Below are 8,700 nucleotides of genomic sequence, written 5' to 3'. Positions count from 1 at the left end.
CTGCGAAGCCACCCACATCTTGCAAAAGTTGTGACGTGGAACATACGACGCGCCCGGTTAGGCGTCAATTACCTTCGGTGTGCACAAAATTAACTCAAGTTACCAACTAGTAGCTTGATCTTCCGCTGAACCATGTTGCCCAAGTGAAACATTCACTTTTGAAGGATTCACTTCCGAGCTACTCATGCACCCGCCGCGCGCCGATCCGATCGATCCGCTCCCGCCCCCACGCGCCCAGCGGCTCCAGCGCGGCGTTCAGCGCGACACCGATCTCGGTCAACCGGTACTCCACCCGCGGCGGCACTTCCCGATAGACGGTCCTGTCGACGATGCCGTCCTCCTCCAGCTCCCGCAGCTGCTGGATGAGCATCTTCTCCGAGACGCCGGGCAGCCCCTTGCGGAGCTCGCCGAAGCGCCGAACCCGGTGGTTGTCCAACTCCCAGAGAATCAGCGCCTTCCACTTGCCGCCGACGACATCCATCGCCGCGTCGATCCCACAGAAGTACGGCCCCGACCGCTTCGAGCCCATCGTTCACCTTCTCCACCTGTTCACAAACCATTCGGTAAGTACCCCACAAAATAGTAGGTACTTGCCCGCCCGCCGGTTGTCGAGCACTCTTGATTTCAGCGCGCTGACCAGGATTTTCTCGACCTCAAAGGAGCTGAACCCGCAATGGCGGAGACCACGAAGACCCCGGTGACCATCCTGGGACTCGGCGCGATGGGGCAGGCGCTCGCCGCGACCTTCCTGAAGGCGGGGCTGCCGACCACCGTGTGGAACCGCACCCCCGGCAAGGACGCCGACCTCCGCGCCGCCGGAGCCACGAGCGTCGCCACCATCGCCGAGGCGATCGACACCGACGGCCCGATCATCGCCGTACTGCTCGACCACGCTTCGGTGCACGCCACCCTCGACCCGGTAGCCCACCGACTGGCCGGACGGCAACTGATCAACCTCACCAGCACCGCCCCCAACGAGGCCCGCGAACTCGCCGCCTGGGCGGCCCGTCACGACTGCGACTACCTCGACGGCGGCATCATGGCGATACCACCCATGATCGGACAGCCGGGCGCGTCCATCCTCTACAGCGGCTCACGGGCGGTCTTCGACGCACACCACGAATCCCTCGAATTACTCGCTGCCGCAGAATACTTGGGCGACGACGCGGGCCTCGCCTCGACCTACGACTTCGCCCTGCTGGCGGCCATGTACGCCATGTTCGGCGGCTTCCTGCACGGCGCGGCCATGATGCGGTCGGTCGGCGTCCCCGCCGCCGAATTCGGCCGACGAGCCGCCGCATGGCTCACCGCGATGACCCAATCCTTACCGCACCAAGGCACCGTCATCGACACCGCCACCTACACCGACCCCATCCAGTCCATCGCCTTCCACAAAGCCGCACTCGACGCGATCAACCGCGCCAGCCGCGACGCCCACGTCACCCTCGACTTCATCGCCCCCTTGAAAACCCTCCTCGACCGCCAGGTAGCCGACGGCCGAGGAGCCCTCGGATTCGAACGCACCTTCGAAGAACTTCTCTGAGTCCCCCGCGTGGGCCGCACTCCTTCCACCGGTGCGGCCCACACGCCCTTCGCCCGCAAACGCTCAAGAATCCGCAGGTCAAGCCGCGATTTGGTCCACACGGAGATGATCCGATAATCTTGCTGGGCACACCGGTCCGGGTGGCGGAATGGCAGACGCGCTAGCTTGAGGTGCTAGTGCCCTTTATCGGGCGTGGGGGTTCAAGTCCCCCTCCGGACACAGACACTACGCACATGGGTGGTTGTGGAGCAGTTTCTGCCACGACTACCCGTTTTTCGTGGTCGTAGGTGAGCTTCGGGCCGAGTTGCCGGTAGACCTCGAGTTTGTCGGTGGGGTCAGCCGCCTTCAGTATGTGGACCAGGCTGCCCAGCGAGGTCACAAGCTGGTGGATCTCCTCCTTGCTCATGTGGTGATCCGCGCGTTGCTCAACTTCCAGCGCGGCGAGCTGTGCCGCGGTGGCCCGGCGTTCGCGCTGGACCTGCTGGGTCCAGCCCGCCACAAGGGCCGGGTCGGTGCCCGCTTCCAGTGCTGCTCGGTACCGGGACAGTTTGCGGTCGTGTTCGGCAAGCGATCGCCGTGCACTCTCGATGGTGGCCGTGTTGTCGGTCCGGCACCTTCAAGTACGGTCAGTGAATGCTCGATCCGGTCGGGGTGAAAGATGTCGGCCAACCATGAATCGATCGGGCCGCTGAGCTGGTCTTCGCGCAGGTAGACGGTCGTCGGGTGGTCGAGTTTATTGGCGAGGGCGGACTCGGAGGGATACCGGCAGCGGTAGTGCGGCAGCCCGTGGTTCCAGTTGCCTTGCATGCGGCGTCCGCAGGCATCGTGGAACAACAGTCCCTTGAAGGCGTACGGGTGCTGACGACGGGTCGTGGTCCTGCCCGTCGATTGCGGGCCGAGGGCGGCGAGCCGTAGTTGAGTCTGCTCGAAGGCGTCCTTGCTGATGAGTGCGCTATGCCGGGCAAGATCGCCCGCCGTCTCACCGGTCACACCGCCGACCTCGGTGAATCCGAGCGTCACGCCCTGCAACACGGCCTGGAAGTACGACGCGGCCAAGGCTACAGCCTGCACATCACCGCCCCGCCGCACGTCCACCAGGCGCTATTGGCCGCCGCCGAAACAGTCGGGGAGAGCACGTCGGCCGCCGACCGCAAGGCATACAGGATCTACCGGGACCGACTGCACAACGCGACTACATGATGATCACGAGCGGGTGTTGGGGTGTACCCCAGAATGACGCCGAATTATCTCGACACCCGGAACCGGGTGGTGATGCGAACCTGCTCGGGTCGGATTGGCGTGTTGGTCTGGGGAGGCAGGTCAGCGTATCGAATCACCTTCGTGCGCAACTGCCGACCGCCTCAGGCCTGTTGGCCTTCGTCGCTTCAGGCCAGCGGTTTCGTCACCGGCTAGTACGCTCCGCCGATGGGGTGGTCGGGCGCTGCAACCGCGCTGGTGAAACAGAACCAATACCAGTCGCCGCTGAGATGACGAGATGCGCCTGTCGCGGGCCGGTGGCCAGAAAGATTGGCAAAGCCACTTCCCTCCGAGCAATAGGACCCCAGAGGGCCAGTCCTGAAGTAGATGCCGTCGCTGAGGCGTACCACACCGCGAATGCGATAAAGGCCGAGGCGGTCACCTTCGAACGTCCGTGGATCGATCCCGGCACTCACCTGCTGTGTCGCATCGTCGAAGGCGTGCGCCGAGAAGTGCCAGCGCACAGCCATTGGCAGGTCTGCGCTCCATAGAATGGCCGTGAGCGCGACAATCAGTGCGGGAGCAGCCAGGAGGCCGAGCTCAGGTACCCGAACCCGCCGGGATCGGACTGCCAGGATCGGGTAGCAGATGACCACGGTCCACACCACAACCGCCACGAAAGTCCCCCCGAGGATCTGCCACGGGGACAACGACATCAGCTCGGCGTTGGCCGGCTTGCTCGCAGGGACGAGTATCCCGAGGCAGGCCACGATGGTGCAGACGAGCAGAAGATGCCTGCGAAGCCGTGACAGCAATCGCCGGTTCCCCGGTCGGCTTTTCTCGGTTTGGGCCGTGCTCATGCCGGGAGCCTAGACTCCGGCCTGAGATCGTGGGTGTCGGCGTGTCGCCGCCGGTGAAAAGCTGGCACCGCGCCGTCAATAGCGATGGATGGCCCGAACACGCCGACCCAGACCTATCCGCCTGGCTGGCCGCCGCCATCCCTGCCTACGCGCGGCGCCGACTGGGACTGCACCAGCCTCCAGACGGCCGGCTGGCACGAGTGCACAGGAGTTCGGACATCCGTGCAGCCGACTACGGACATTGACAGGCGGTCAGGTCCCCGCGGTAGGCCCGGAGGGTGCTGGCCGGCCGGTTGGCGTTCGCGAGGTCGGTAAGGAACTCCTCGATGTGCACCGCCATCGGCAGCGCCACCTCGTCGGTGTCGATCGCATCGTCGACGTCGCGCACAGCCTCCACTTCCCGAAGTTGCCCGATAGCCATAAATCGAACGATGAAGCGACAGTGGGGTTCCCACAGCTCGTCTGAACCGATCCTAGGCGATCTTGCCCGATAACCGTAGTTATCAGGCAATAGCTCTCTACGGCAGACTGTGGTGCGTATGACGCTGAGCAGTATCGGGCAGAATTTTTCGGTGCCTGGTGCTCGGCTGTCGATCAACTCGCGGACCGCCTTAGATGGACCTGTGGCGACCTTGTGACACCGGTCACTGATGGAACCTGTTGTGCCGCAGCATCGTCCAAGAGCAGTGAAGGAGATACCTTCAAACCAACGGAGGGGACGACATACGAACCATTTCGGCCGGGCGGCGACTTGTCACAACAATCGCGCTGACGGCTGCGTGCATCGCGGGCGCATGACAGCCGGGATCGGCATCGCACAGGCTGAGACACCGACGATTGCGGCCGAACCCGTCGACGCGGCACACCCGCACTGGCAGTTCGAACTCACCGCCAAGTGGACCGTGACATTGTCCTGCTACTTCGAGGATCTGGACCGGACCGACGCCACCCGGTATTGGCCCACGAGGTGCTGGTAGAAGCTGTTCTCCGGCGACTCCAGCGATATGGCTCGCAGGCCGACGGCGACCTTCCGGCCGACTACCACCGAGTATCCTTCCTCATCGATGCCGAGATCCTCGACCATCGCTGACACCAGTTCGTCCAGCTCGTCGTCGGTCACATAGACGGCAAGACGGCATTCAACTGGGACGCGCGCCGGGTCGTATGCGTCGCCCCACGCGCGCTGAGCGAACTCATCGACCGCGGTGACCGGTCCGAAGCTGGTGAAGCACGGGATACGGTTCACCCCGCGGATCCGATGGGTGCTCTCCTCGAGCGCCAGCGCAACCGGGTGGATTCCCTCACCGTCGAGGGCACCGGGCCCGGTCGCGTCCGGCAACCCGAGTCCTACCGCGAACTCCCACACTTGGCGTTCGTCGTCGTCCACGTACAACCCTTTCTGCTATTTCTTCGATGAGCTCTCGACGCGGCAGTGCTTGACCTTCCGCCCCTTGGGTGCAGCCGCTTGCGCCTTGTTCCAGGCGTCTTTCTCGGCCGCGTCCTTGGTCTTGCCCGTTCCGGTGTACTTCTCTAGGCCGGATCAACCCGCCACGGATTGACTCCGTTCCCGAAAGCGTCCGCGTAACGCGGACTACCAACCGGTCCAGAGCTACATCCTGCGGATGATCAAGCCATTCGCGTAGCGCAGCCGCGTCTGTGCATCGAAGCCCGTCGCTCCGCGTAGAGCGACGGGCCTCGTCGCTCTCCAGGCCGTCCTCGGCACCCGCTTCAGGCTGATGTGTTGAGCCCGGTGATATTACAGGTGCGGCGTAGCATGGGACAGGACGGTGACCTTCGCGGTCACGCCGATGTGCGCGAGCCCGTCTACGATGCTCTGGCGCACCGCTTTCAGCGTCTGCACGTACCCGTACACTCCGTGCTCGGATACGTGCGCCACCCACATCCGGTCGCGCCTGATGCCCGGCACTCGATGCTGTCGATCACGTCGGCGTCTGCATGTCGGCGATCACCTGTTGCACCAACACGTCCGGGATCGGGGTGGGCAACACCACCTTCCGCCCCCGATCCGGCACACCCGCAAAATGCGTGGGTGATGCACCTGTCGTGCCGACAAGAGAATTATGTCAAGGAGATGCTCCGACCTCGTCGCCCAGCTTTGTAATCGGCGACCCGCGGCCATCCGTTGAACTGTACCCCTCCATGAGAATAGGTGTGACGGTTAGATGTGCGAACCATTAGTGACATCCGACGCCGAAGCGGGAATAATTGAGACCTGGCTTCGGGCAAGCTTGTTCGGAGCTGCGAACCTGATGGGGGTTGTGGTCCAAACACGCTGTCCTGCCGCACGCCCGTGCTGACTCGTGCAGGTCCGAATATGTAAGGATCCGAGGCGGGATGCGTGGAAGCCCGCCGGACACGACGCGGTGGGCGGCGTTTGGGAATCTGAGGCTAATGGTCCGAGTTCTGCGGCGGACCATTACGGGAAAGGTGCAATCAGATGAGCTACGACTACGTCACTGAAGAAGTCAAGGATGCGTCGGTGAAAGACGCAATTGCAGAGAAAAGGCGCACAGCGTCCCTTAGTGCCGCCAAGAGCTGGCATAAGAGCAGTTTCTATTCCGACGTCAGCTATCTGGTCGATCTTGCGAATGCTGACCCTCCCTCGAAACCGGGAGAATTCCTCGCCGTTGCCGGGCAAAACGGATTCTGGGGATTGTATTACTACTGATGCTGTCGGAGTGACTACTTAGACTCGCCTGGCGACGAAGCAATACCGACTGAGAGGAGTAGCTGGCACATTGACCTGCCCACCGTTTGGGTTCCAGCCGGAAGGCTGATGCTCAGCGGGCGACGCGGCGGTGTAGGTGCCGATCTGCGCGGTCAGAGCGGCGTCCTCCGCGGCCGACATCGCCGAGATCACCCGCCGCTGAACTTGGCCCAGCGGCTTGTTAGCAGCCGTGTACGCCTTCACGGCGGATGCGGTCGCGGGCAACCCGACTCGTTCGGCTGCGCTGCGGTCGGTGAGCACCGGGGTGAGTTCGGCTACCACCGGGTGCGGCGGGGTCGCAGCGAGCATCCCGCGCAAACATCCGCACAGAATCACCTGATCCATCGCCGGATCGGAGCGGCTGCCTGCACGATGTTTGCGGGTGTGCTCGCGCGCGGGTGGTTGGAGCCCATTGTTGAGCACGCCGACGGGCAGCTCCATATTCCTGGCAGCCAGCTTTCGCCGCCCCTCGGAGGTGCTGCTAGTCCGCCTTGTACGGCGTATCCGTCAGCATTCGAACGAGCGCGTGGCTTGTGTCGGGATCGTTGCATTTGATCATTTGCTCAGCGCTCGTGCCATCTGCCGTATTATCTTCGGGAACCGCCCAGGTCAGCGTGCCGACTCCGCCAGGTTCTACGTGATCAGGGTCGACTCTTTCAAGCGTGTACCTACCCTCTGTTCGGGTATCGCTGTCCTGGTTGATCATAAGAGTGCCTGTACCCCAGTTCTGAAAGCGGATGCTGACACTGCCGGGGATCGGCGGTACACCCAGCGTGACGGCCCGATCTTCCCGTTGGGACAGTACGATCCACGGCCGCGTCGCTTCATCGTCGGTGCCTGCAGCCACAGCATTCATACTGACAGGGGCGTCGGCGGTGTTATCGGCTGTGAAGGTCCATTGTTGGCCGGAGCAGTTGAGTTCTATGAAAATACGGTGGACGCCATGGCCCTCGTCTTCAACGAACACCGTCCCGGCTGGATCCTTTGTGTCTGTGCTGTCGAACACCTCGACGGGAGCGCCGGACAACTCGACCGATCGACCGCCCTCGGCTCGAACCGACATCGTCAGCGCTGACAAGCTCACCGGCCGCACCGCCACCCGCACATGGAATGTGTCTCGTCCCACTGTGGTGAAGGCGAACTCGGCGGAGTCTCTTGCCGGTATGCTTCGAGGGGCGTTCCAGCCGTATGGAAATAGTTCGACAGCCATCAGAAATCTCCTACGTTGTCGCGCCGCCGGTCGGATGGCGGCATTCTCTGTCGAACCTGGGCCATAGCCGCCCACGCGTCCGGCAATGTTTTGCATCTAGTTCTTTCGGACAGCGCTTTCATGCTCACCCACTTCCGCTCTCATCGCGACTTTGGGCTTCGGCCGGATCGCGGCGCGCCGCTGATGTCCCGAGTACAGGCTCGCGCCCGACGTTAAGAATGAGCGATCAGTTTGTGACGGCAAAATGTTCTCTCGCACAGGCTGTTCAAGCTGATGGGATCGCCGAGGAACACACTGCACTTCGGTTGCCCTGGAGGGCGCGAACTGCAGGTATTACACGGACCCCACGGCTGCGGAGGCGCTTTCAGTTCCTCTCGCTCGATTTGGATTCGTCTGTGACCGTCGTCTTTGTCATTGCATTCGATTTTGTGGTCGAGCAATCCCACTTTGCCTTCCAGCGCTCGGAAGACGAGCGTCCCTTCCTCTCCGGGCTCGACAACGTCGGGCTCGACGGATTCGAGTGTGAATATGTCGCCCGGTAGTGGCTGACCTGGACTCTGGGTAATTTTGAGCGTGGCGGTTCCGCAGTTGCGGAACCGAATCTCCGCGGTCTCTGGCGCAGGCTGAAATCCGTGCGATTTCAGGATTATCTTCCCTCTGGGCAGATCGATCCATGGCCGTAGGGTGTCACTATCGGGGTCGTCGGTGCCGGCAGCCGCGACATTGATGCTCGCGCTGGTATCGGCGGAATTTTCCGCGGACAGCGTCCACTGCTGGTCCTGGACGTTGAAGGTGATCTCGATGTGGTAGACCCCGTGCCCCTCATCGACCAGGGAGGCGGTGCCCGCCGGCTGATCCGGATCTTCGTTCTCGTCGAGCACGTCGACGGCGGCTCCGGCACTCAACTCGAACAGTGCGCCCGCGCCGGCCTGTAGCGAAAGCCTCATCAGCTCGGGATCGACGTCACGCACCGCGATCCGGATGTGGATTACTCCAATCGGTGATCTTGCGGGGAAGGCGACTGAAATACTGTCTCCGGCAGGAAATTCCTTGGGACTGCTCTGCCAGTCGTCGGGGAATAAGATGAACAAGATATCCATCGCTGGCCTCCAATGGTATCGGGGGATCATCAGTCTTCGCGGTCACTATTCGATGCGGCAGC

At 62.7% G+C, this 8,700-nt stretch carries 12 protein-coding genes and 1 tRNA gene; 5 read left to right on the top strand and 8 right to left on the bottom strand.

Annotation, left to right across the window (positions count from 1 at the left end):
* Window positions 1–178: 178 nt before the first annotated feature.
* The gene (locus tag AB0L97_RS05885; RefSeq protein WP_355077950.1) at window positions 179–529 is read right to left on the bottom strand and encodes a helix-turn-helix domain-containing protein; all 351 of its coding nucleotides are present in this window, start codon (window positions 527–529) and stop codon (window positions 179–181) included.
* A 144-nt stretch (window positions 530–673) separates the two neighbouring features.
* Between AB0L97_RS05885 and AB0L97_RS05880 the strand changes: the two genes are divergently transcribed.
* From AB0L97_RS05880 to AB0L97_RS05865, 4 genes are all read left to right on the top strand, one after another.
* Window positions 674–1,543: an NAD(P)-binding domain-containing protein gene (locus AB0L97_RS05880; RefSeq protein WP_364425649.1), complete on the top strand. Its 870-nt coding sequence runs from the start codon at window positions 674–676 to the stop codon at window positions 1,541–1,543.
* A 134-nt stretch (window positions 1,544–1,677) separates the two neighbouring features.
* Window positions 1,678–1,762: transfer RNA gene (locus tag AB0L97_RS05875), tRNA-Leu, on the top strand.
* A 58-nt stretch (window positions 1,763–1,820) separates the two neighbouring features.
* Window positions 1,821–2,198: a hypothetical protein gene (locus tag AB0L97_RS05870; protein WP_364425647.1), complete on the top strand. Its 378-nt coding sequence runs from the start codon at window positions 1,821–1,823 to the stop codon at window positions 2,196–2,198.
* A gap of 299 nt (window positions 2,199–2,497) precedes the next feature.
* Window positions 2,498–2,743, top strand: coding sequence for a hypothetical protein (locus tag AB0L97_RS05865; protein WP_364425645.1), 246 nt, complete (start codon window positions 2,498–2,500; stop codon window positions 2,741–2,743).
* Window positions 2,744–2,952: 209 nt separating this feature from the next.
* On the opposite strand, the gene AB0L97_RS05860 is transcribed toward AB0L97_RS05865, so the two are convergent.
* The 4 genes from AB0L97_RS05860 to AB0L97_RS05845 all read right to left on the bottom strand — a co-directional run bounded on the left by AB0L97_RS05860 (window position 2,953) and on the right by AB0L97_RS05845 (window position 5,497).
* Window positions 2,953–3,600: a hypothetical protein gene (locus tag AB0L97_RS05860; protein WP_364425643.1), complete on the bottom strand. Its 648-nt coding sequence runs from the start codon at window positions 3,598–3,600 to the stop codon at window positions 2,953–2,955.
* Window positions 3,601–3,832: 232 nt separating this feature from the next.
* Window positions 3,833–3,988: a hypothetical protein gene (locus AB0L97_RS05855; protein WP_364425641.1), complete on the bottom strand. Its 156-nt coding sequence runs from the start codon at window positions 3,986–3,988 to the stop codon at window positions 3,833–3,835.
* 528 nt (window positions 3,989–4,516) lie between these two features.
* Window positions 4,517–4,987, bottom strand: coding sequence for a hypothetical protein (locus tag AB0L97_RS05850; RefSeq protein ID WP_364425639.1), 471 nt, complete (start codon window positions 4,985–4,987; stop codon window positions 4,517–4,519).
* Window positions 4,988–5,356: 369 nt separating this feature from the next.
* On the bottom strand, window positions 5,357–5,497 hold the full coding sequence (locus AB0L97_RS05845) for a hypothetical protein (RefSeq protein WP_364425637.1): 141 nt from the start codon (window positions 5,495–5,497) through the stop codon (window positions 5,357–5,359).
* A 561-nt stretch (window positions 5,498–6,058) separates the two neighbouring features.
* Here AB0L97_RS05845 and AB0L97_RS05840 point away from each other — a divergent pair.
* Window positions 6,059–6,289, top strand: a complete 231-nt coding sequence (locus tag AB0L97_RS05840; RefSeq protein ID WP_364425635.1) for a hypothetical protein — start codon at window positions 6,059–6,061, stop codon at window positions 6,287–6,289.
* An 18-nt stretch (window positions 6,290–6,307) separates the two neighbouring features.
* Here AB0L97_RS05840 and AB0L97_RS05835 read toward each other — a convergent pair whose 3' ends face one another.
* From AB0L97_RS05835 to AB0L97_RS05825, 3 genes are all read right to left on the bottom strand, one after another.
* Window positions 6,308–6,769 carry a hypothetical protein gene (locus AB0L97_RS05835; RefSeq protein ID WP_364425633.1) on the bottom strand — a complete coding sequence of 154 codons (462 nt, stop codon included), beginning with the start codon at window positions 6,767–6,769 and terminating at the stop codon, window positions 6,308–6,310.
* 40 nt (window positions 6,770–6,809) lie between these two features.
* Window positions 6,810–7,538: a hypothetical protein gene (locus AB0L97_RS05830; protein WP_364425631.1), complete on the bottom strand. Its 729-nt coding sequence runs from the start codon at window positions 7,536–7,538 to the stop codon at window positions 6,810–6,812.
* 212 nt (window positions 7,539–7,750) lie between these two features.
* Window positions 7,751–8,638 (bottom strand): hypothetical protein, encoded by an 888-nt coding sequence (locus AB0L97_RS05825; protein ID WP_364425629.1) that lies wholly within the window; start codon window positions 8,636–8,638, stop codon window positions 7,751–7,753.
* Window positions 8,639–8,700: the final 62 nt, after the last annotated feature.

The sequence above is a fragment of the Nocardia sp. NPDC051911 genome, assembly GCF_040681035.1.
GTDB lineage: Bacteria > Actinomycetota > Actinomycetes > Mycobacteriales > Mycobacteriaceae > Nocardia > Nocardia sichangensis.
The sequence above is the reverse complement of the archived record's forward strand: the minus strand, read 5'-3'. Positions and strand labels throughout refer to the sequence as shown.

Bases quoted from the DNA above. Each gene is read 5' to 3' on its own strand.
- AB0L97_RS05885 (WP_355077950.1), bottom strand. From the start codon at position 529: ATGGGCTCGAAGCGGTCGGGGCCGTACTTCTGTGGGATCGACGCGGCG.
- AB0L97_RS05880 (WP_364425649.1), top strand. From the start codon at position 674: ATGGCGGAGACCACGAAGACCCCGGTGACCATCCTGGGACTCGGCGCG.
- AB0L97_RS05865 (WP_364425645.1), top strand. From the start codon at position 2,498: ATGCCGGGCAAGATCGCCCGCCGTCTCACCGGTCACACCGCCGACCTC.
- AB0L97_RS05860 (WP_364425643.1), bottom strand. From the start codon at position 3,600: ATGAGCACGGCCCAAACCGAGAAAAGCCGACCGGGGAACCGGCGATTG.
- AB0L97_RS05840 (WP_364425635.1), top strand. From the start codon at position 6,059: ATGAGCTACGACTACGTCACTGAAGAAGTCAAGGATGCGTCGGTGAAA.
- AB0L97_RS05835 (WP_364425633.1), bottom strand. From the start codon at position 6,769: ATGGAGCTGCCCGTCGGCGTGCTCAACAATGGGCTCCAACCACCCGCG.
- AB0L97_RS05830 (WP_364425631.1), bottom strand. From the start codon at position 7,538: ATGGCTGTCGAACTATTTCCATACGGCTGGAACGCCCCTCGAAGCATA.
- AB0L97_RS05825 (WP_364425629.1), bottom strand. From the start codon at position 8,638: ATGGATATCTTGTTCATCTTATTCCCCGACGACTGGCAGAGCAGTCCC.